Consider the following 22340-nt stretch of genomic DNA (forward strand, 5'->3'; position numbering starts at 1 on the left):
ATCTAATTAATTATAGTGAAATCGAACTTTGTAGGTGATGATAATTGGGTATAATCTATACCCATAACGATCATACAAACCTCTTATGCAAGGACGACAAAATGACCTCATCTTCAGCTGGCGCACGCTTTCGCAGTGCCCTAAAACAAAAAAACGATAACAATCAACCTCTACAGATTGCTGGTGCGATTAATGCCTACACCGCTATGATGGCAACCCAAGTCGGTCACCAAGCGTTATATCTTTCTGGTGCAGGTGTTGCCAATTCGTCATTTGGACTGCCTGACTTGGGCATGACCAGCCTTGATAACGTGTTAGAAGATGCGCGCCGTATTACGGACGCCGTAGATACGCCATTATTGGTAGATATTGATACAGGTTTTGGTGGCGCGTTTAATATCGCCCAAACCATTAGAAAAATGGAAAAAGCAGGCGTGGCAGCAGTACATATCGAAGACCAAGTGGCACAAAAGCGCTGTGGCCACCGCCCAAACAAAGAAATTGTTAGTATCTCAGAAATGGTTGATCGCCTCAAAGCCGCATTAGATGCCAAAACAGATCCTGATTTTGTCATTATGGCGCGTACGGATGCGCTATCGGTCGAAGGTCTAGACGCTGCGGTTGAGCGTGCCGTTGCGTTCCAAGAAGCGGGTGCTGACATGATCTTTGCTGAAGCCTTAACCGATATCGAGATGTATTGTAAGTTTACCGATGTGCTGGATATTCCAGTACTGGCTAATATGACGGAATTTGGTCAGACAGATCTTTATACCACAGAGCAGTTATATGGTGTGGGCGTCGGTATGGTGTTGTATCCGCTATCTGCTTTTCGTGCGATGAACAAAGCGGCATTGAATGTCTATCAGCATTTATTAAACGATGGCACACAAGAAAAAGTCGTCGATACCATGCAAACCCGTATGGAGCTATATGATTTCTTGAACTATCATGAGTTTGAGCAAACGCTAGACAAGCTGTTTGCCGATAATAAATAACTGTTAATCATTGACCATTAACGATTACTTATGAGCCGTATTTTTCACTGTAATACCCAATAAAAAGCTACCCACAAAAGGAATGTAATCATGGCAGCACAGAAAGAACTTTCAGGCGCAGGTCTCCGTGGACAAGTCGCTGGCAAGACCGCACTATCAACCGTCGGTAAATCAGGCTCAGGTCTGACCTATCGTGGTTATGACGTGTCAGAATTGGCGGATAAATGCATCTTTGAAGAAGTCGCTTATCTACTGCTTTATGGCAACTTGCCCACTCAAACTGAGCTTGATGCTTATCAAACCAAACTTAAAGGCTTACGCGGTCTGCCGCAGTCATTAAAAGACGTGCTTGAGCGTATCCCAGCGGACGCGCATCCAATGGATGTATTGCGTACGGGTTGCTCTATGCTCGGCAATCTTGAGACCGAAATGAGTTTTGATGAGCAAAATGACCAAGCCGACCGTATGCTTGCGACATTCCCATCGATCATCAACTACTGGTATCGCTTCACTCATGACAACGTGCGTATCGAGACGGAAACGGACGATGAGACCGTTGGTGGTCACTTCTTGCATTTGCTAAAAGGCGAAAAGCCAAACGAGCTACACGAAAAAGTCATGAACGTCTCACTTATCTTGTATGCAGAGCATGAGTTTAACGCCTCGACCTTTACTGCTCGCGTCTGTGCTTCTACCTTATCTGACCTTCACTCCTGCATCACAGGTGCGATTGGCTCATTGCGCGGCCCTTTACATGGCGGTGCGAATGAGGCGGCGATGGACATGATCGAAGGCTTTGGCTCGGCTGATGACGCTGAAAAAGAGATGATGGCAATGCTGGCGCGTAAAGACAAAATCATGGGCTTTGGTCATGCCATCTATAGCGAGTCAGATCCGCGTAACGTGGTCATTAAAGGCTGGGCTGAAAAACTGGCGGCTGATGTGGGTGATGAGGTGCTATATCCTGTATCGGTCCGCGTAGAAGAAGTCATGTGGCGTGAGAAAAAACTGTTCGCCAATGCCGATTTTTTCCATGCATCAACCTATCACTTCATGGGGATTCCAACCAAACTGTTCACACCTATCTTTGTCTGCTCTCGCTTAACTGGTTGGGCGGCACACGTGTTTGAGCAACGTGCGAACAATCGTATTATTCGCCCAAGTGCAGAATATATCGGTGAAGAATTGCGTCCTGTTCCTGATATGAGTGCGCGTTAATCATTTCATTGTCAGCCAGCATAATAATAATGCTGGCTGATAAACCTATAACGGTTAAAGCGAATATTTATTGGAAATTAGCCGTTACGCTTTTTAATTATTCACTTAAATTTTCTCTAATTTTTAATAATATTCTTTTAGCAAAACTTACTAGCACATATGATGTTCATGGTTGTTTTGCTAAAAGAATGACTTTTTTATTTTATATATAAACAGCCAACCGCCAAAGGTGACTTATGGACAACGCTTTAGTACAACCGATGAACGAACCCTTTAAAAAGCCACTACCCGATACCGACCTATATTACTTTGACACACGCGAGGCCGTTGAAAATATCGAAGCGGGTGCTTATGATAAATTACCATTTTGCTCAAAAGTATTGTGTGAAAATTTGGTTCGTCGTTGTCCACCCGAGGACTTAACTGCCGCATTAAAACAACATATCGAAGGCAAACAAGATCTTGATTTTCCTTGGTATCCTGCCCGCGTCGTTTGTCATGACATCTTAGGTCAAACCGCCTTTGTTGATTTGGCAGGTCTACGTGATGCCATCGCTGAACAAGGTGGTGATCCATCAAAAGTAAACCCTATCGTGCCAACTCAATTAATCGTCGATCATTCATTGGCGGTTGAGCACGCAGGCTTTGAAGAAGATGCGTTTGAGAAAAACCGCGCCATCGAAGAGCGCCGTAACGATGACCGCTTTCACTTTATCAACTGGTGCCAGTATGCTTTTGATAACGTGAACGTTGTACCGCCCGGCAACGGTATCATGCACCAAATTAACCTAGAAAAAATGTCGCCAGTCGTCCAAGTCGTACACAATAAAGCGGGTGAACAAGTCGCCTTTGCCGATACCTTGGTTGGTACCGATAGCCATACACCCATGGTTGATGCCTTGGGTGTGATCTCAATCGGTGTTGGTGGGTTAGAGGCTGAAAGCGTGATGCTAGGCAATCCATCGTACATGCGCCTACCAGACTATGTCGGTGTGAAGCTAACGGGTAAATTGCAAAAAGGCATTACTGGTACGGATCTAGTACTGGCGATGACCGAGTTTTTACGTGATGCAGGCGTGGTCTCTACTTACATTGAATTCTTCGGTGAAGGTGCGCGCCAGCTGAGCGTTGGTGACCGCGCTTCTATCTCCAATATGACGCCAGAGTATGGCGCAACTGCTGCGATGTTCTATATCGATGAGCAAACTATTGACTATCTCCGTCTGACGGGTCGCTCTGAGGCTCAAATCAAACTGGTTGAGCAATATGCTAAGCAGACTGGCTTGTGGGCGGATGGTATGGAAAAAGCGGAATACGCCCGTGTGCTTGAGTTTGATTTATCCGCTGTTGTACGAAATATGGCAGGTCCTTCGCGCCCGCATGCTCGCGTTTCAACCACTGATTTGGTTGCCAAAGGTATCGCCCACGGTGACGGAGATAAGCTTCCTGAACCAAAAGACGGTCTCATGCCAGATGGTGCGGTCATTATCGCGGCCATTACCAGCTGCACCAATACCTCAAACCCTCGCAATATGGTCGCGGCTGGCCTCGTTGCTCGTAACGCCAATGCCAAAGGTCTATTACGTAAGCCTTGGGTAAAATCTTCATTAGCGCCTGGTTCTAAAACCGTAAAAATGTACCTAGAAGAAGCAGGTCTCATGCCGGATCTACAAAAAATCGGCTTTGATGTGGTTGGTTTCGCCTGTACGACTTGTAACGGTATGAGCGGTGCGCTCGACCCTGATATCGAAAAAGAAATCATTGATAATGATTTATTCACGACCGCCGTATTATCAGGCAACCGTAACTTTGATGGCCGTATTCACCCTTATGCCAAGCAAGCGTTTTTAGCCTCACCACCTCTGGTTATCGCTTATGCCATCGCGGGTAACATTCGCTTTGATATCGAAAAAGACTCATTGGGCAAAGACCAGAACGGCAATGACGTTTATCTAAAAGACATCTGGTTCGATGATGATGAAGTGGATGCGATCGTCGCTAAAGCGGTGAAGCCCGAACAATTCAATGCTGTTTATATCCCAATGTTTGATGAGGCCAAAAAAGATACTGGCAAAGCATTAAGCCCGTTATACGATTGGCGCGAGATGACCACTTATATTCGCCGTCCTCCGTATTGGGAAGGTAAAATGGCCAAGAAAAACGCCTTGTCGGGCATGCGTCCCCTTGCCGTATTGGGTGACAATATCACTACTGACCATCTGTCACCATCTAATGCCATTATGGGCGATTCAGCGGCTGGCGAATACCTCGATACCATGGGTTTACCCTCTGAGGACTATAACTCTTATGCCACCCATCGCGGCGACCACTTAACCGCGCAGCGTGCGACTTTTGCCAATCCGAAATTACTAAACGAGATGGTTCGTGACGGTATTGATAATAAGCATGGCAACGTGATTCAAGGCTCGCTGGCACGTGTGGAACCAGAAGGTCAAGTCATGCGTATGTGGGAAGCCATTGAAACCTACATGAACCGTGAGCAGCCCCTTATCATCATCGCCGGTGACGGCTATGGACAAGGATCAAGCCGTGACTGGGCGGCCAAAGGCGTGCGATTAGCGGGTGTAGAAGTGGTTGTCGCCGAAGACTTTGAGCGCATCCATCGTCAGAACTTAGTCGGTATGGGCGCCCTACCGCTACAGTTTGAAAAAGGGGTTACTCGTAATACCTTGAATATCGACGGCACCGAAGTATTTGATGTCACTGGTGAAGTCTCTGCTGGCGGTATGATGACGCTCGTGATTAACCGTGCTGACGGTAGCAAACTTGATGTGCCTATCATTTGCCGCTTAGACACTGCCGATGAGGTAAAAATGTATCATGCGGGCGGTATGCTACAGCGCTTTGCTAAAGAGTTTATCGATGGTACGTTGGATATTGCTTAGGTTTTTAGAGTTGTAAGTGTATAAAAAATAAGAGCTGACGTTGTATAAATCGTATATAGCGTTGGCTTTCCCTATTGATAATGAGTAATGTTTGTATGATACTTTATAGAGGTTAGGACTAAGAGAAAATTTATGAAAATTGTCCGTTTTTCAGAAGCTAAAAAGAATCTTAAAGTGATCTTAGATACAGTTAGTGACGATGCTGATGTGATAATTATCAATCGTTATAAAGCTAATGATGCGGTAGTGATGTCGCTTAAACAGTATGACAGCTTGATGGAAACGCTTTATTTATTGAAGTCGCCTGCTAATGTGGCTCATTTGGCTAAGTCTATTGCGCAGTATGAGAATAAAAAATAAATGTTAAAGTATCAATTTAACATCACGATAAAAATTTTCATGTGCTCCTACCATCAATAAAGTGAGAACCAGCTCACCATCGTTAATCTGATAGGCTAGCAATGTTAATTGCTTTACCATTTTAAACTTATAAACACGTACAGATGATAAGTCGCCAGCTTTCTGTTCACCAAGCTCAGGGTTATCAATAATGTCACGCACAGCATTATCTAAATCAGCTTTCTGATTCTTATGTAATTTTTTAACGACTTTCTTAAAGCTATGCGACTGAATAACACTTAAAGATTGAGTCATCATTTATCCAAATTCGTAAGGCTCGACCATACCAGCATCAGCTTCTGCTTGAGCAATTAATAACTGACGCACAAATTCGTAAGATAAATCAGGATTATCTTCCATAATTTGACCGATAGTAGCCCAATGCTCTATTTGTTTTGGTGGTGTTCTATGCTGTGCTCTTGCTATTGCGTGTGCCTTGTCGACTAACGCTTGGTCAAGTCTAATACTTGCTGTTGCCATGACAATCTCCTTGATTAACTTACTTAGAATTATGAATAATTTAGTATTAATATTTCAGATATATTGTGGCATTTTACCACAGGTGCTAATTATTAACTAATACCATTAAGTCAATATGACTTAAAACCAATAAAAGGACTTTCAATCATGAGCCAAACCAATACTAAGTTTGCCCCGCAAATCTCCATCCCCGCTACCTATATGCGCGGTGGCACCTCAAAAGGTATGTTTTTTAAATTGTCTGATTTGCCAGAACGCTGTCAGAAAGTAGGCAGCGACCGTGACAATTTCTTATTGCGCGTCGTCGGTAGCCCAGACCCTTATGGCAAACAAATTGACGGTTTGGGCAATGGGACTTCTAGCACATCAAAAACGGTTATTTTGTCACCTGCCAATAACAGCCCTGATAAAGCAGAACACGATGTCAATTACCTGTTTGGACAAGTAAACATCGCCAAGCCTATGATTGATTGGGCGGGTAATTGTGGTAACTTGACCGCCGCCGTCGGCGCTTGTGCCATTAATATGGGTTTGGTAGATGCGAAAAAAATTGCCAACAGTATCAATAAAGATACTAATGACGGTATTTGTGAAGTACGCATTTGGCAACAGAATATCGGTAAAACCATCATCGCCCATGTGCCCATTTATACGGACGCGCAAGGCAATGTCCAAGTGCAAGAAACGGGCGACTTTGAATTGGATGGTGTTACCTTCCCTGCCGCTGAAGTAAAAATTGAATTTATTGATCCGGTAGACTCATCAAGCGATATGTTCCCTACTGGTAATTTGGTCGATGATTTTGATGTGTCTGGTTTTGGTCTAAATGCCGATAGTATCAAAGCCACCTTTATCAGTGCAGGTATCCCGACCATTTTTATGAAGGCTGAAGATTTGGGCTTTACTGGCATTGAACTACAAGGTGACATCAATAGTGATGGTGAGCTACTTGCCAAGCTTGAGAGTATCCGAGCCAAAGGTGGCGTTGCGATGGGGCTGTTCAAAGACGTTAGTGAGGCGCAAACCAGTCAGCACATGCCAAAGCTTGCGTGGGTCGCACCTGCTCAAAGCTACAGCGCCTCTAGTGGCAAAGCCGTTGATGCCAATGACATTGATTTGGTCGTACGAGCGATGAGCATGGGTCAATTGCATCATGCGATGATGGGCACGGCAGCGGTCGCGATTGCCGCCGCAGCGACGACGCAAGGTACATTGGTCAACGAAGCCGCTGGCGGTAGCGAATTCTCAGAAGTACGCTTTGGTCATCCCTCTGGTACTTTGTTAGTAGGCGGAAAAACCGAACAAGTCGATGGTCGCTGGCAAGCAAAAAAGGTCTCGATGAGTCGTTCAGCTCGTCGTATCATGGTTGGACAAGTATTTATACCAGCGGATAGTTTTTAAAGCTTATCAGTAGCTTAAGACACTAGATATTAAAATAAATGGACTGCTCGTTAGCAGTCCATTTTGTCCTATGAAGGGTAGTAAAGACGGCTTAGCTGTACCATTTGCATCCATCAGCTGTATTTTCGAATAAAATTACAGGATAATACTGCTATCATAAAAGCTAACTGTCAGATTTTCTAAAATTTTTGCTGCTACAGCACTTTTATATTCACATCATCAATTATTTAATGACTACGACTAATAGATCAACTATATGCCAACCACCCCTGAACTTAGCAAATCTCAATTCAAAAAACCGCCACTCAAAAAAACGGAGCGGCGGGCATTACTGTGGGATATCCTAAAAAAACTTGCCGTCTTTGCTGCGCCTTATAAAACCTTAATTATAGCGACCTTAATATTGACGGTGCTTGGCTCTTTTACCGCACAGGTCAATGCCTTTGTACTGCGCTATGCGGTTGATACTTTAACCGAGATTGCCACCCTTGCCGAACCTTGGGCAGCAGGTTTGCGTATGCTCGGCATCATCAGCGCGGTGCTTTTGACAAAAGAGATACTGTCGATATTCATCTCTTTTGGTCAGCGCTTTTACGGTGAAAAGATTCGCATCAATCTGTCGCGTGATTTATCACAAAAAATCATTGAGCGTATCCTAACCTACCGCATGTCGTTTTATACCAGTAGCGAAAACGACAGTGGTAAGCTGCAAACCCGTATCGATTATGGCGTTAGCAGTCTAACCAGTCTTGTGCAAAACTTCTTTATCGATATGCTACCGCTGTTTGCCAGTGCGATTGTCTCACTTATCATTATGTTTTCGACCAACGTTTGGATCGGCTTGGTTGGTCTTATTATCATTCCGATTTACTTCTTCATCAGTCAAAAACAAGCGCGGCGTCTACAAGGTTTTCGTCGTCAAATGCGTGGTTATCGAGAAGCCAAAAGTGGTTTGGTCATCTCACTGATTAACTCTATCAGCGTGGTAAAGTCTTTTGTCCGTGAATCTATTGAGGCGGAGAAGCATTTAACCATTCAGAAAGACATGACTGATAATCAGCTGCGTATTCGTAGTATTGGTTTTATTTACGATGCCATAAAGACCTTTATTGAACAAATAGGCGTGGTGGTGATCATTCTGCTGACGTCCTACTTTGTGTTAAAAGGCCAGATGACCATCGGTATGATTTTATTCCATGTCATGCTGTTTCAAAACGTGGCCGCCCCTATTCGTCAATTGCACCGTATCTATGATCAAATCAATAACGCCCTGACTTATGCTGAAGGCTTCTTTGATATCTTAGAAGATGACGAGCAAGTTGAAAATGTCGATGGCAGGAGCAGTAAAAATCTAAAAGGTCACATTGAGCTAAAAAACGTTGATTTTACTTATCCTAATGGCACGCAAGCACTAAAAGATATCAGCTTTACTATTAAACCCAATCGCATTACGGCGCTGGTGGGCTTAAGCGGCGCTGGCAAGAGTACTATTATCAATCTATTGGTGAAGTTTTACGCGCCAGATGCTGGCACTATATGTCTAGATGGGCATGATTTGGCCGACTGCGATACCCATGAGTTGCGTCAAAATATTGGCTTGGTACTACAAAGCAATCATATATTTTCGGGTACGATTAGCGAAAATATTCGTTATGGCGATATGAATGCTACCGATGAAGATATTATCGTCGCTGCCAAAAAAGCCTCGATTCATGAGCAAATTATATCGTTATCAGAGGGTTATGAGAGTACCGCTAAATCATTGTCAGGCGGTCAACAGCAGCGTATTGCGCTGGCACGGATGTTCTTAAAAGATCCGCCTATTGTGTTTTTGGATGAGCCAACTGCCAGTCTTGATGCGATTGCCAGTCAACAAGTCAAAAAAAGCCTCGACCTCATCAAAAAAGACCGCACGGTGATTATGGTCTCGCACAATATTGCTCAAATTATCGATGCCGATGATTTGGTTGTGATAGAAGATGGTCGCGTGGTCGAGACAGGTACTCACGAAGCGCTATATGAAAAACACGGTAAGTATTTCGAGATATTTAGCGCCATGTCTGATAGTTTAAATTTGGACAAGATCAGCCAAACTATCAATGGCTGATCAGTGGTTAATGCCTGCCTAACTCGTTATAATGCCACTCTTTTAAAGTCTATTGTCAAAAGCTGAACCACTATGACCTGTACATTTACTATCAAAACCTTTGATGAGCTGACCTCAGTTGATCTGTATCATATCTTGAAAGCGCGCTCGCAAGTTTTTGTGGTTGAACAAAACTGCGCCTACCAAGATATGGATGAAGTCGATTTCGACTGCTTGCACCTGATTGCTCATCAAAATGAAGCGTTGGTGGGTTATTGCCGTATTATTCCGCCTGAATTCAATAAGCTTACGTCCAATATTGCAATCGCCGATCCTGCTATCAAGCCCATTAACGCTGCTATGCCTGCCATCGGTCGTGTACTCGTACTGTCAGCGCACCGAGGCGATGGTATAGCAAGACAAATAATGACCCAAGCAATTGCGCACTGCCGTAAAAAATACGGTAAAAAGCGACCTATTATCATTTCTGCCCAAGTCTACTTACTGAGCTTTTATGAATCTTTGGGGTTTGTGCCTGAAGGCGATCATTATCTTGAAGAAAACATTGAGCATGTGAAGATGGTGCTGTACGTTGCCAAAAAAACCAAAGTGAGAAAAGAGCGGGCTTACACCTCTCCATCGTCTACGACGAACAAAGTTTTAAGCGCTCTACTTTTTATCTTGGCCGCTTTGTTTGTTTTAGGTTTGCTGTATTTGATGATTTAAACGGCTTGCAACGTTTTAATTCTTAACATAATTCAATTTGGCTGTTCCATATTGACTGTGCTACTTTTGATTGATGAGCATTGTAATGATAGATGCTTAACGAAATAGCACACTCAAGGAAGAGGTAACGATTATGTCTAATGTCGAAAGCAATGTCCGTCCAGAATATGACGATGAAATCCAAAAAATCGCGGATTATGTTTTAAATTACTCCATCGATAACGAAAACAGTGATGACGCTTGGAGTACCGCCCGCTACTGTTTAATGGATACCATTGGCTGCGGTCTACTTGCCCTGCGTTTTCCTGAATGTACCAAGCATTTGGGCCCCGATTGCCCCGATCAAATTACCCCAAATGGCGCACGCGTGCCCGGCACCTCCTATCGCCTTGACCCTATCAAGGCTGCCTTTGATATCGGCTGTATCGTGCGCTGGCTAGATTATAACGACACTTGGCTGGCCGCTGAATGGGGACATCCGTCAGACAATCTCGGCGGTATTTTGGCAGTAGCGGACTATATCAGTCAGCAAAACGTCAGCCAAGGTCATGCGCCCCTCACCATGCGAAACGTGTTAGAGGCGATGATTATGGCACACGAAATTCAAGGGGTGCTAGCATTAGACAATTCCTTTAATCGTGTTGGGCTGGATCATGTGTTTTTGGTAAAATTAGCCTCGACGGCTGTGGTTGCCAAACTATACAAGCTACCACGCGAGCGTATCATGGCTGCGATCTCACAAGCCATCGTCGACGGACAAGCACTGCGTACTTATCGACATGCGCCCAATGCGGGTAGCCGAAAGTCTTGGGCAGCAGGTGATGCGACCAGTCGTGCTGTGCGTTTGGTCGATATTACTCGCCGCGGCGAAATGGGCATTCCGGGTGCACTAACGGCACCGCAGTGGGGATTTTATGACGTGCTCTTTAGCCATACCAATAAGGACTTGGCCCTCAAACCTGAGAGCGAACGCCGCTTCACTTTTCAGCGAGACTTTGGCAGTTATGTGATGGAAAACGTCTTATTTAAGATAAGCTTTCCCGCTGAGTTCCATGCGCAGACAGCATGCGAGGCGGCTGTTATTTTATCTCCACGCATTGATGACAGAATTGATGATATTGAAAAAATCGTTTTGACCACTCATGACTCAGCGATTCGGATCATCTCCAAACAAGGCGAGCTTGCCAATCCTGCTGACAGAGATCATTGCTTGCAATACATGGTCGCTGTGCCGTTGCTGACAGGTGATTTGATGGCGGAGAATTATGAAGACGATTATCATGAACAGCATCATATATTGATCGATGAGTTACGCCGCAAAATGGTCGTAGAAGAAGATCCTCGGTACTCACAAGACTACCACGACCCAAGTAAACGTTCGATTGCCAATGCCATTCAAGTGTTTTTTAAAGATGGTACCAGTACCGATAAAGTCGCTGTAGAATATCCCATCGGTCATAAACGCCGCCGCGCAGAAGGTTTGCCTGTCTTAGAAGCCAAGTTTCGAGCGAGTCTGGCGACACGTTTTATCGACAGTCGCTGTGAAGATATTTTCTCCCTCTGTAACGATCAACAGCGCTTAGAAAAAATACCTGTCAATGAATTTATGGATTTATTCATGACGAACTAAGTATTGACGTATCCAAGGTCTGATAAATAAAATAGGGCGTGTCGTTGTTAGCATATTAGCAACAACGACACGCCCTATTTTGATTGACTGCTTCAGTACCAATTTTTAATCGCTTGGCGCTACCAAGGTATGGATTCACCTGCCCAATCCACAAAGCTGCCCGATTGAACGGCAGTCATACGGCTCAGCACTTCTAACAAGCACTCCGCGCTATAGGCTGGCGAGAATAACTGACCGTCAGCCACATTGCCCTGAAAAGGCGCTGACAGTTGCGTGTTGACGGTTCCTGGTTGCATGACAACCACACACACGTCTTTGAGTGATCTCGCCCATTCGATACTCAGATTTTTCATGCCCATATTGAGCGCCGCCTTACTCATGCGATAGCTATACCAACCGCCCAACTGATTGTCGCTGATACTACCAACTCGTGCGGAAATGGTGGCAAAAACGGCAGGGTGATCATTGCTGCGCTCAGATTTGGCTAATAAAGGTTTAAAATGCTTAGCAATAAGCAAACCAGCTAAAGCATTAACCTGCATATTTATTAAGAAAAAATCCGTCTCAATCTGCCGTAGGGATTTTTCTGGTTGCTGCGTCGCCGTGTGTAAGAGGCCTGCACAGTTGATGAGCCAATCAATATGGCCAGTTTGCTGACTCATGACATCAGCGGCTTGTTTGATACTTTCTTCATCACAGATGTCCATGGGTATCCAATGCAGATTGTCTGCTTCAAAATCAGGAACGCTTTTATGATAAGTTGCAAAGACCTGCACACTGTCACGGCTAACACTATTAGACGTACTCTCTAACAATTGCTCCACCATGGCTCTGCCAATGCCACCTGTACCGCCGATGATCAGATAAGTTTTGGTATTCATAACGATTCCTTTTTTTGTATTTTTTGTTAGGGCATGTCCTCATTTTAAAAATGGTTATAAAAATGAGATAAATTACCGTCAAACGAGGAAAATAGCGCAAATAATATCGAGATATTAATCAGCTATTTGACAATGTTTGGCAAAATTTAGCCATTTTTAGCCCATTTAGATACAATCGCTTGAATTGAGGACATGCCCTAGTATACGGCTTACCTTCATGGTTATCATTATCTCGTCTATAATTCATTCTGGCTGATTTTTAGCGCATTTACCATGACAAAAATGCTTAAGAGGTGCTCGTTTATTTTTTTATTGGCTTAAGACGCTGCAAAATAACAGCAGTAATCGTCATTATATATACGCTACAATAATCAAAAATCATCTTCTAAATGAATGTCTTTATACGGATGCTATCACCCTATGTTATCACCCCAAGATCAGCTGACTGAGCTGGTACGCACGCTTGAGACTCAGCAGCATGTTTTTGCCACTGATCCGCTCCTCATCACTGAAAAATTACAAAGTGAAGAGGGAAAACCCATCCAAAAACTGTACCGACGCGCGGCTCGGATTGATAGTAACGGCGCGTTGGCACGCGTATTGGGTAAGATTGATGGCCGTATCAAAGGCATCATGGTGGTCATGAGTGTGGTGTGGTGCATATCGGGATTTTTAGGATTATTTACCTTGTTACAAGCCAATGTCGTGAATTTCTTTTACGTATTGGTCTGCTTACTTGGTTTTCATACCCTTATGCTGGTCGGCTGGCTTGTGATGTCACTGATTAATCAAGGCAAACAATCATCGAATTGGTTTGCCAGCTTTGTCAGCCCCAGTTATCTCATACGTGGTAAAGATGACGTCACCAAAGCAGCCGTTGATTTGTACGAACGTCAGTTGCAACACAGCGGTATGCGTTGGTATTTAGGTCGTTTTAGCCATCAATTATGGCTCGCTACCTTAACAGGCATGCTCTTTGCGATTATATTTTTATTAATCGTACGCCAGTATAGCTTTAGCTGGGAGTCGACCCTACTCTCCGATCAGGCACTTATTTCTTTAACTCAAGTGCTCGGATGGCTACCAAGTATGGTGGGCTTTGGTGTGCCAGACAGTACGGCTATCATACAGAGCCGATTGGTGACAGAGGCAATGCCATTGACGGTTGCGCGGCAATGGTCGAGCTTGTTGGTGGGTAGTTTGCTCATGTACGGGATAGTGCCGCGAGCAATTGCATGGTCATTTTGTGCGCTTATGTTCCGCCGCAAAAAAATGCGCTTAGATATCAAGCTGCCTTATTATCAAAAGATTTTGAATTTTTGGCAGCGTCACGTGGTCGATGCTGATGACTTTCAGGAAGCGCCCGCACCTATTGCACCACAGGCGACCGTGAGTGCTGGCAAGAAGTTGGTGGCGTTACTTGAATATCCATCAGAGCAGGATAACTGGTGGCAAATAGGTATTGATGCCAATATTAATGATAATAGCAAGGTAGAGAACTTCGGCATCGTTGATGATCGTGATGATATGGCACGATTACAGCGTTATTTAGAGAGTCATCCTGTGCAAGTGCTACTGGGCATTCATAAAAACGCGTTGCCCGATCGTGGCACACTGCGCAAACTCGATCAGATCGCTACTCACGCCAAAGACGGACTGATCGTACAGCTACTTACTGATACAGGACTTACGTCAGAAGCATCATTATTAGACCATGAAAATGTTCGATACCAACAGTGGCAAACGGCGCTCTCAGCTCGAAAGATTGGTCTAGTTAAAGTTCGTGCCTAATGGCATTCGTTTTATTTATATATCAATAAACAGATCAATAGTGAGTGGTCATATTAATTAAGCCAAAGAAAACTGACACGGCACTGTTTTTATCAATACTTCTGAATAAGTTTAGTATCATAATACTGAGATGACAAGGAACGTTTATAGCGGATAGGAGTCCAGTATGGTAGCAGTAGATAATAACCTTATGACGCTGGGTCAATATGGTCAGATATTAGATGGTTACAAGGATGCGTTGAACCAAAGTATCTTGGCCATGTCTCCTGAATCATGGCAGCCAATGCTGGTCAATATTTTACCTGCGCACTGGCAAGAATGGTTATTACCGCTGGCTGGTGGGCCATTTTTCTTACTATTTTTAGCGGAATGGTTCTACCAATCCAAGCGTGGTCGTAGTAGTGCCTTTGGCTTACGACGCGCGATGACCAATTTCAGTTTGGGCGGCTCCTACTTGGGCTTTGAGCTTATTGTTCAAGCGCTCATTGTCTTGCCCATTTGTCTGTGGCTATACCAATATCGTCTATTTACCATTGATGTAACATTACTCACCGCCATTCCTATATTCGTCGCCGTTGAATTTAGCTATTATTGGTTTCATCGGGCCTCACACCGAGTCAATTGGTTTTGGTCAGCCCATGTCGTGCATCATTCCGATGACCATATGAACCTCTCTACTGCCATGCGCCAAAGTTTATTATACTCAGTCACAGGCTGGTGGGTATTCTTTGTGCCGCTTATGATGCTTGGTGTTCATCCAGTATGGGTATTTTTCTTTTACGCGTTAGATTTAATTTATCAGTTCTTTATTCATACGGAAACAGTTGGTAAATTTCCAAAATGGATTGAGTATGTCTTTGATACACCGTCCAACCACCGTGCCCATCATGGTACCAATGACATGTACATTGATCAAAATTATGGCGGTGTGCTTATTGTCTTTGATCGATGGTTTGGTACGTATGTAGAAGAAGATATTATCAATAATCCCGTAAAATACGGGGCAGTTGGCGAAGACAGTCACGATAATATTGCCAGCCTCATCTTTGGCGTTTTTTACCGTATGTGGCAACGGTTTTTTCGTACTAAAGGGTTAAAGAAAAAGCTCAAAGTATTATTTTATCCGCCTAGTGCTGCCTCACCTAAAGCCGATTAGCGATTAAAAATGATTGTATGAATACCGATACTCATCCAGACTTATTCAAAATAAACGGCTACTATGTTTTTTAAGCATCAATAATTTATATAAGATTCTATTATGAGTAATAAGAACAAAAAAGATAACCAGAATAATAATAGCACCAAATCTGCCGGGCTTTTTGCGGATAAAGCTTATGATAGAACGCCTGTCATAGACAATCAACCACCACAACCACCCAATCAAGCCATTGCGACCAATGATGAATTATCATCAAACAAGCAGGCATTAACCAAAGATGACGAGTTTAGTCATACGCCCAAAAAAACGATAGCCAGCGGTGAAGCGCTAAAATTGGCGGTGGTTGGTCATACCAATACAGGTAAAACCTCTATTTTGCGCACGCTATTACGTGACGTTTATTTTGGTGAAGTAAAAAACGAAGCCGCGACGACACGTCATGTTGAACGTGCCCAACTGACCGATAGCCAAACTGGTGAGGTACTGGTGGCGTTATATGATACGCCAGGTCTAGAAGACGCATCCGGACTCATGGATTGGTTAGAGGATAATACCGCCAGTCGTCGCGATGGTATTGAGCGTCTACAGCAATTTTTGGCAGCAGATATCGCGCAAGGCAATGAGAATGGCGCTTCAAACAATTATGATCCACAGAATCATGACTATAGCCAAGAAGCAAAAGTTATTCGCCAATTGCTAGCAAGTGATATGGCGGTTTATGTCGTCGATGCGCGTGAGCCTGTATTGGGTAAGTATAAAGACGAGCTGGCTATTTTGTCTTGGGCGGCGATACCTGTTATGCCAGTTTTTAATTTCACTGATAGCCAACATGCCAATATCGATGATTGGCAGACCATGCTGGCAAGGCGCAACTTGCACATCTCTACCCGCTTTGATTCAGTCGCTTTTGAGTTTGCAGATGAAATGCGCTTGTGGCAAAACCTTGCGACCATGCTCACCCATTCAGAAATGCTTGAACAACTCATGCAAAGACGAACGGAAGACTGGGCGCAGCTGTACGATGAGGCTAATATTATTATTGCAGATTTTTTATTGAATGTCGCCGCTTTTGTGCGTGAGATTAGCGATGATGACGACCCGATGCCCGTATTGCAGCAAATGCAAGAAGCCGTTCGACAAAGTGAGCGCGTGATGCAGCACAATCTGCTTAATTTATATAAGTTTTATGATAATGCAGTGGCAGCGACCCCGCTTGAATTACAAGCCTATCAGCAAGATCCTTTTGATCCTGAGTTGCTCAAAAGCTATGGTATTCGCACCACATCTGGCGCAGCAGCTGGCGCGTTGTTAGGATTAGGCATCGATGCCGCGGCATTGGGCACGACTTTAGGCTTGGGTGCGGCAATAGGCGGTATCGCAGGTGGATTACTGTCTAATACCAGTAGTATCGCCGATCGGATAACGGGCGTAAAACGTTTATATATTGATCCTGCAACCATCACCTTACTTGCAACTCGTGCGATAGATTTACTCACTGCCTTACGCCATCGCGGGCACGCGGCTACTGATGCCACGCAACTATTGTATAAAGGTGATAAAGACAGTACCGACCTAATAGCTGAAAATAACGATAAAGAAGACAGTGCGGTGACACCATGGTCAACGAACAAGCTACCGAGTGAACTCAAAAAAGCACGTGGCAAACCGCAATGGTCATCGCTCAGTAGCGGTAAAGCAGAACTGGCCCAAAGTTTGCGGTTAGATATGGCTTGGTCGCTTTCAGGTAAGTTGCAGTCACATAATCGTGAGTAGCCAGCCAATCTTGACTAGACGTATAGCTGGTTTTTAATACCTTCCTTACGACGATGGTTGCAATAGTGCGCTTAGTGCATCCGTACCACGCACATCTGTTTGCTGTAGATAAATTGGATATAGCGGATAATTGACAAAATTCTGTTCGATATCCTGCATCAGTTGCTGTTGCCTATCAGCACGACGCTGCCAAAACTCATCAGACTGTGATGGCGCTATGAGTTGATTAATAACTATCGCTGCTGGCGTGAGCTTACTGTCTTCCAATTGTTCGATAGCACGTCTGGTTTCAGCGAGTGGTAATACATCAGCAGTCATGACCAATACAATCGCTGTCTGCGTACGGTCATGAAGCAACAATCCAGCCTGACGAAACAGCTGTTTGCGTTTTTCTAGCACGGAAACGGCTTGCTCCCATCGGTCAGATTTTTTTGGGGCAAACGGATTGGCCACATTGTTTTTTTGAGCGTCCTCTTTTTGCTGAGCGCTGTCTTTTTGATTGTGACTGTCTAAATGATTTGCTACTGAACGCAATTTCGCCTGTCGCCTTTGCTGGGCAAGCAGCCCATCTGTCCACGCACCCATCATTTCTGGCAGCACCAGTAAGCGTAAAGTATGGCCTGTTGGCGCCGTATCAAAAATAATATGATCATAGCCCGCATCCGCTGCCGCGACCAAATGCTGACACATAGACTCGAGCATAGCCGCTTCTTGTGCGCCAGGGGCTGACTTTGAGAGCCTTAAATGCTCGCGAATTTTGGGCATCATATCTGGATTGGCATAGGACTTAATCGTACGTTCAACTTGAGCGAAATGCTCATCGACGATGACTTCAGGATTTAGCTCAATGGCATCAAGATAAAGATTTATCGCTGTTTTTTCGTTATTTAGTTTTATGTTTAACACATCGCCCAAGCTATGGGCTGGATCAGTTGAGACAATCAAGGTTTTTTGCTGCTGGCTAGCATAATAGCTGGCAAGTGCAGCGGCCGTTGTGGTTTTGCCCACACCGCCCTTTCCTCCGATAAATATAATGGGTTGCGTGGTCAGTTGTTCTACCAATGTATGCAGAGAGTGTAATGCCATACTCGTATCTCATTTTTTAATCAATTTTTATCAACATAGAATTAACTAGCAGCAACCAACGTGGTCAAAGGGACATCTATCCATACCCATGCGTGTATGCCATTCGTGGAAATTTTCTAAAAATAACGGCTGCAATTCCAAGGTATAAAAGCTGGCAGGATTATCAATACCTAAACTCTCGGCAAACATTAGTAGCATAAAAAAATCTTCTTCATCACGTGCAGCGCGCGCCATCGTTTGCCGATAAGGTGCATGATAGAACTCATTTAGCCCAGCGACAAACCGTTGCCACCATGGCTGAGTATTTTCTACATCGTTTATAATATTTTTATTTTCCATAATTTACCCATGCTTTGCTTGTTACTGATGATCTATCATGCCTATATGGTATAAAAAACGCCAGCAATCGCTGACGTTTTTTATACCTATTGCCTACTGTTTAGACGTCCTTTTTGCCTTTATGAATCGTCCATTCTTTGCGTAGTACAGAAAAACTCTCAAACGTCACCAAAATGGTTGCGACCAAAATGATAATGTCCATGATAATCAGCAGCCAATTTTTGTCCACATAAAAGGTTTTTAGCTGAATCAATAAAGCGAAAACGGTCATGACTAACAAGAATGACAATGGCGCTAAGGTATACCAGACAGGCTTACCCTTACGTAACAAGATAACAGTGACGATCATCAATGTTAAAGCGGCCATTAGCTGATTGGTCGTGCCAAATAGCGGCCAGATAATCATACCGCCAGCACCATCGATGCCACCTGCGCCAAATGCTAATAGTAAACAGCTTCCGACAGCGAGAAAAGTTGCTACCACACTCTTATTGAGTACTGGCAAGTTATAAAATTCACCAAATTCTTGGAAAATATAACGTTGTAAGCGTACGCCCGTATCCATAGTGGTACCCGCGAACAAGGCTGCCATTACCGTAAGCATCGTCTGTGATAGCACCATATCGATACCAACACCCGCATTTAATATAGTAGCGCCACCATCAATAAAGGCACCAATAGAACCATCACCAAATTTTTGATAAACCGCTTCCCAATCACCGAGTGTCGCAAAACCTGCGGTTGCTGCCAAAATCGCACCCAGCGCGAGCATACCTTCACCCAATGCACCAAAATACCCAACGAAGCGTACATCTTCTTCTTTATCGATCTGCTTAGAGGTCGTTCCTGTCGCCACTAAACCATGGAAACCCGAGATCGCACCACAAGCAATCGTGACAAACAATAACGGCATGATTGACGGCGTACCGACAGGCAGTGCGGTATTGATGGCTGGCGCGACGATATTGGGCGTTGCAATAAAAATAGCAGCGTACAATAAGATTAAGCCGACGAATAACTGCAGACCATTGATATAATCGCGCGGTTGTAGCAGCATCCAAACAGGCAATAAGGAGGCGACTGCTGCATAAGCAAATAAAATCAGAATCCATACTGCGTTATCAGGTAATCCAAAAATAGTCTCGGGTAACACAATCGGGAACATGGGACCAAGGTAGATTAGCCCATACAAAGCACTTACCCCGATAATTGATACCCAAACCAAATTCATTTTATAGCGATAAATACACTGGCCAATAATAAAGGCAACTACCAACGCGCCCCAAACTGGCAATACAGCAGATGGCGTTTTGATCATCATATTAGCAATAGCAACGCCAAATACAGCATTTACCATTAGTAATAATAAAAAGATAACGATCATCATTAAACTGCGCACGCGGGTACCCATAACGGTACCAGCAATAGAGCCAATCGATTGACCTTTATTGCGCATACTAGCCCAAATAGCTGACATATCGTGTACGCCAGCCATAAAAATAGTACCCAATACGACCCAAATAATAGCAGGCAGCCAGCCCCAAATAACCGCAATGGCAGGACCAATGATAGGTGCAGCCCCTGCCACTGACGTAAAATGATGACCCCACAATACGTACTTATTGGTAGGGATATAATCCACCCCATCCTTCATTGTATGCGCTGGCGTGGGAATACTGTTGTCCAATGCCAAAATTTTAGTGGCAATAAATTTTGAGTAAAACACGTAGCCGAGAAGCATGGCGACTACGCCAAATATCAGTACAATAGCACTATTCATTTTATCTCTCCCTAGACGAGTATTAGATAGCCTTACAAGTTCAAGCTTTTTAAATCAAATTATAAAAAATATGCTAAATTAGTGTGCGATGATTAAGTCGGCTCACCGACTATTAGGCAAATCATAAAAATATTGCAAGAGCATCACTCAAACTAGCTTTGCTTTTTATATGACAACACGTCATTAATCAACATTTAGTCTGGTGAGCCTTTGTTTACTATTCTGTCTAAATAGTAACCGATTTAGCAATGAATGTAACGTTGATAAGGCATTAAAAATAACAAATAGAGGAAATATAATGGCACATTATTTTGGATTCGTACCTTCACCCAAACTACAAAAGCTAATTGAAGAGGCAGAGCAAGTCGTTGCTTCGAATGAGCAGGTAGACTACTATCCTTATCGTGATGCCCTCACTCATCAGACAGCACGCGATCTTATTGATAATTTATTGGTTGGACTCATTGACATCATTCCAAACCCTGAACGCCAAGCAGCCATGCGTAAAGTTGTTGTCACTATTGAGCGTGCGACTGACACTCTGCTGAAGATTTTACTCGGTAAAGAAAATAATGAAGAAGTGATGCCTAGCTTCCATTTCTTAAGAGATCGAGCAACCTTCGTTGATAATGAAGGTGTAAAACGTGTGGGTTTTAAGTTATCCGATGCAGATGCTATTATTATCAACAAAGGTTTCGCTGCTGTCACACCTGAACAGGTAGATATGAAAATCTTTAAAACGGCGCTTGAAACGATGAACGAGGAAACATTGACTCATTTTATCAGTCGTTATGCCGAAACGCTTAAGCTAGGTCTGATTAAACGCAAATCTGTACCGGTTGCCAAAGCAGCTATCGATAAGGGGATGAATATGGCGCTTACTAAGCTGCTCCCCGACTTACCTGACAGCTCACTGAATCGTTTGGCGAACTATTACCGCCCTTTCATCGTAGAAAAGCCAGAATAACAAATACAATGTTTTTATTAAAAATGTAATGTTGGGCAAATTTACTAAAATTTGCTAAAATAGGCAGCACTTTTATCGAAGGCGCAACTCATGACCCAAATTAGTAATCAAGAAATAGAAAAAACCCTGCGCAACTCAGAGTGCCTTATCAGCAGTATTGAAGTCGCTGCTGCTTATGAGCGTCTTGCCGCCCAGCTCAACCTACATTATGCTGGTCTAAACCCAATTGTGATGGTCGTGATGAACGGTGGACTTATCCCCGCTGGTCAACTACTGACTCATTTGACTTTTTATCACCGTATGCATTATATCCATGCATCACGCTATCGTGACAATGAAGGAACCAATGAGCTTGATTGGAAATTTAAGCCTGATGTCCGTATCGAGGGTGAGCACGTATTACTGATTGATGATATTTTTGATGAAGGTATTACCCTAAAAGCAGTCGTTGAAGAACTGAGCAAAGAAAATCCTTTATCCATTGAGTCTTGCGTACTACTTAATAAACAACATGATCGCAAAGTTGCTGGTTTTGATGTTGATTTCGTTGGTATTGATGTCGCAGACCGCTATGTCTATGGTTGTGGTATGGATTTTCATGGTTACTTGCGCCATCTGCCAGGTATCTATGCTATTAAAGAAGATAAAATTTAATCTTTCGGATTTGAATTTTAAAAAAGCATCCAATTTGGATGCTTTTTTTTGCTTGGATTTTGCTTTCAT

General features: G+C 43.8%; 19 protein-coding genes. 13 read left to right on the forward strand and 6 right to left on the reverse strand.

Annotated features, from left to right (window positions below):
- The first annotated feature begins 101 nt into the window (after positions 1 to 101).
- The 4 genes from prpB to JMX48_RS09545 all read left to right on the forward strand — a co-directional run bounded on the left by prpB (position 102) and on the right by JMX48_RS09545 (position 5479).
- Entirely contained in the window at positions 102 to 995 is an 894-nt protein-coding gene (gene prpB, locus JMX48_RS09530; protein ID WP_201537058.1) for a methylisocitrate lyase, read from the forward strand.
- A 90-nt stretch (positions 996 to 1085) separates the two neighbouring features.
- On the forward strand, positions 1086 to 2213 hold the full coding sequence (gene prpC, locus JMX48_RS09535) for a 2-methylcitrate synthase (protein ID WP_201537059.1): 1128 nt from the start codon (positions 1086 to 1088) through the stop codon (positions 2211 to 2213).
- Between the two features lie 236 nt (positions 2214 to 2449).
- Entirely contained in the window at positions 2450 to 5119 is a 2670-nt protein-coding gene (gene acnD, locus JMX48_RS09540) for a Fe/S-dependent 2-methylisocitrate dehydratase AcnD (protein WP_265088781.1), read from the forward strand.
- Between the two features lie 132 nt (positions 5120 to 5251).
- Positions 5252 to 5479: a type II toxin-antitoxin system Phd/YefM family antitoxin gene (locus JMX48_RS09545; protein ID WP_201537060.1), complete on the forward strand. Its 228-nt coding sequence runs from the start codon at positions 5252 to 5254 to the stop codon at positions 5477 to 5479.
- Positions 5480 to 5482: 3 nt separating this feature from the next.
- Here JMX48_RS09545 and JMX48_RS09550 read toward each other — a convergent pair whose 3' ends face one another.
- Together JMX48_RS09550 and JMX48_RS09555 are read right to left on the reverse strand one after the other, a co-directional pair.
- Entirely contained in the window at positions 5483 to 5773 is a 291-nt protein-coding gene (locus JMX48_RS09550; RefSeq protein WP_201537061.1) for a type II toxin-antitoxin system RelE/ParE family toxin, read from the reverse strand.
- 3 nt (positions 5774 to 5776) lie between these two features.
- Positions 5777 to 5998, reverse strand: coding sequence for a TA system antitoxin ParD family protein (locus JMX48_RS09555; RefSeq protein ID WP_201537063.1), 222 nt, complete (start codon positions 5996 to 5998; stop codon positions 5777 to 5779).
- 147 nt (positions 5999 to 6145) lie between these two features.
- On the opposite strand from JMX48_RS09555, the gene prpF reads away from it, so the two are divergent.
- The 4 genes from prpF (at position 6146) to JMX48_RS09575 (ending at position 11841) form a co-directional block, all read left to right on the forward strand.
- Positions 6146 to 7399: a 2-methylaconitate cis-trans isomerase PrpF gene (gene prpF, locus JMX48_RS09560; protein ID WP_201537065.1), complete on the forward strand. Its 1254-nt coding sequence runs from the start codon at positions 6146 to 6148 to the stop codon at positions 7397 to 7399.
- A 256-nt stretch (positions 7400 to 7655) separates the two neighbouring features.
- The gene (locus JMX48_RS09565) at positions 7656 to 9506 is read left to right on the forward strand and encodes an ABC transporter ATP-binding protein (RefSeq protein ID WP_227687971.1); all 1851 of its coding nucleotides are present in this window, start codon (positions 7656 to 7658) and stop codon (positions 9504 to 9506) included.
- 72 nt (positions 9507 to 9578) lie between these two features.
- The gene (locus JMX48_RS09570) at positions 9579 to 10211 is read left to right on the forward strand and encodes a GNAT family N-acetyltransferase (protein ID WP_201537067.1); all 633 of its coding nucleotides are present in this window, start codon (positions 9579 to 9581) and stop codon (positions 10209 to 10211) included.
- Positions 10212 to 10344: 133 nt separating this feature from the next.
- Positions 10345 to 11841, forward strand: coding sequence for a bifunctional 2-methylcitrate dehydratase/aconitate hydratase (locus JMX48_RS09575; RefSeq protein WP_201537069.1), 1497 nt, complete (start codon positions 10345 to 10347; stop codon positions 11839 to 11841).
- Between the two features lie 119 nt (positions 11842 to 11960).
- On the opposite strand, the gene JMX48_RS09580 is transcribed toward JMX48_RS09575, so the two are convergent.
- Positions 11961 to 12722, reverse strand: a complete 762-nt coding sequence (locus JMX48_RS09580) for an SDR family oxidoreductase (RefSeq protein ID WP_201537071.1) — start codon at positions 12720 to 12722, stop codon at positions 11961 to 11963.
- A 420-nt stretch (positions 12723 to 13142) separates the two neighbouring features.
- On the opposite strand from JMX48_RS09580, the gene JMX48_RS09585 reads away from it, so the two are divergent.
- The 3 genes from JMX48_RS09585 to JMX48_RS09595 all read left to right on the forward strand — a co-directional run bounded on the left by JMX48_RS09585 (position 13143) and on the right by JMX48_RS09595 (position 17445).
- A complete protein-coding gene (locus tag JMX48_RS09585; protein ID WP_201537073.1) occupies positions 13143 to 14513 on the forward strand; it encodes a DUF2868 domain-containing protein in 1371 nt (456 codons plus the stop codon).
- A 166-nt stretch (positions 14514 to 14679) separates the two neighbouring features.
- Positions 14680 to 15669: a sterol desaturase family protein gene (locus JMX48_RS09590; protein ID WP_201537075.1), complete on the forward strand. Its 990-nt coding sequence runs from the start codon at positions 14680 to 14682 to the stop codon at positions 15667 to 15669.
- A gap of 102 nt (positions 15670 to 15771) precedes the next feature.
- Positions 15772 to 17445 (forward strand): DUF3482 domain-containing protein, encoded by a 1674-nt coding sequence (locus JMX48_RS09595; RefSeq protein ID WP_201537077.1) that lies wholly within the window; start codon positions 15772 to 15774, stop codon positions 17443 to 17445.
- A gap of 45 nt (positions 17446 to 17490) precedes the next feature.
- Here the strand turns inward: JMX48_RS09595 and JMX48_RS09600 are convergent, their stop codons facing one another.
- The 3 genes from JMX48_RS09600 to JMX48_RS09610 all read right to left on the reverse strand — a co-directional run bounded on the left by JMX48_RS09600 (position 17491) and on the right by JMX48_RS09610 (position 20650).
- The gene (locus tag JMX48_RS09600) at positions 17491 to 18531 is read right to left on the reverse strand and encodes an ArsA family ATPase (RefSeq protein WP_201537079.1); all 1041 of its coding nucleotides are present in this window, start codon (positions 18529 to 18531) and stop codon (positions 17491 to 17493) included.
- Positions 18532 to 18576: 45 nt separating this feature from the next.
- On the reverse strand, positions 18577 to 18870 hold the full coding sequence (locus JMX48_RS09605; protein ID WP_201537081.1) for a cory-CC-star protein: 294 nt from the start codon (positions 18868 to 18870) through the stop codon (positions 18577 to 18579).
- A gap of 100 nt (positions 18871 to 18970) precedes the next feature.
- The gene (locus JMX48_RS09610) at positions 18971 to 20650 is read right to left on the reverse strand and encodes a carbon starvation protein A (RefSeq protein WP_201537083.1); all 1680 of its coding nucleotides are present in this window, start codon (positions 20648 to 20650) and stop codon (positions 18971 to 18973) included.
- A gap of 298 nt (positions 20651 to 20948) precedes the next feature.
- Between JMX48_RS09610 and JMX48_RS09615 the strand changes: the two genes are divergently transcribed.
- Entirely contained in the window at positions 20949 to 21617 is a 669-nt protein-coding gene (locus tag JMX48_RS09615; RefSeq protein ID WP_201537085.1) for a hypothetical protein, read from the forward strand.
- 90 nt (positions 21618 to 21707) lie between these two features.
- Positions 21708 to 22271: a hypoxanthine-guanine phosphoribosyltransferase gene (locus JMX48_RS09620; protein ID WP_201537088.1), complete on the forward strand. Its 564-nt coding sequence runs from the start codon at positions 21708 to 21710 to the stop codon at positions 22269 to 22271.
- The last annotated feature ends 69 nt before the right edge of the window (positions 22272 to 22340 follow it).

This window comes from Psychrobacter immobilis (assembly GCF_904846225.1).
In the GTDB taxonomy this organism is placed as follows: Bacteria; Pseudomonadota; Gammaproteobacteria; order Pseudomonadales; family Moraxellaceae; genus Psychrobacter; species Psychrobacter immobilis_F.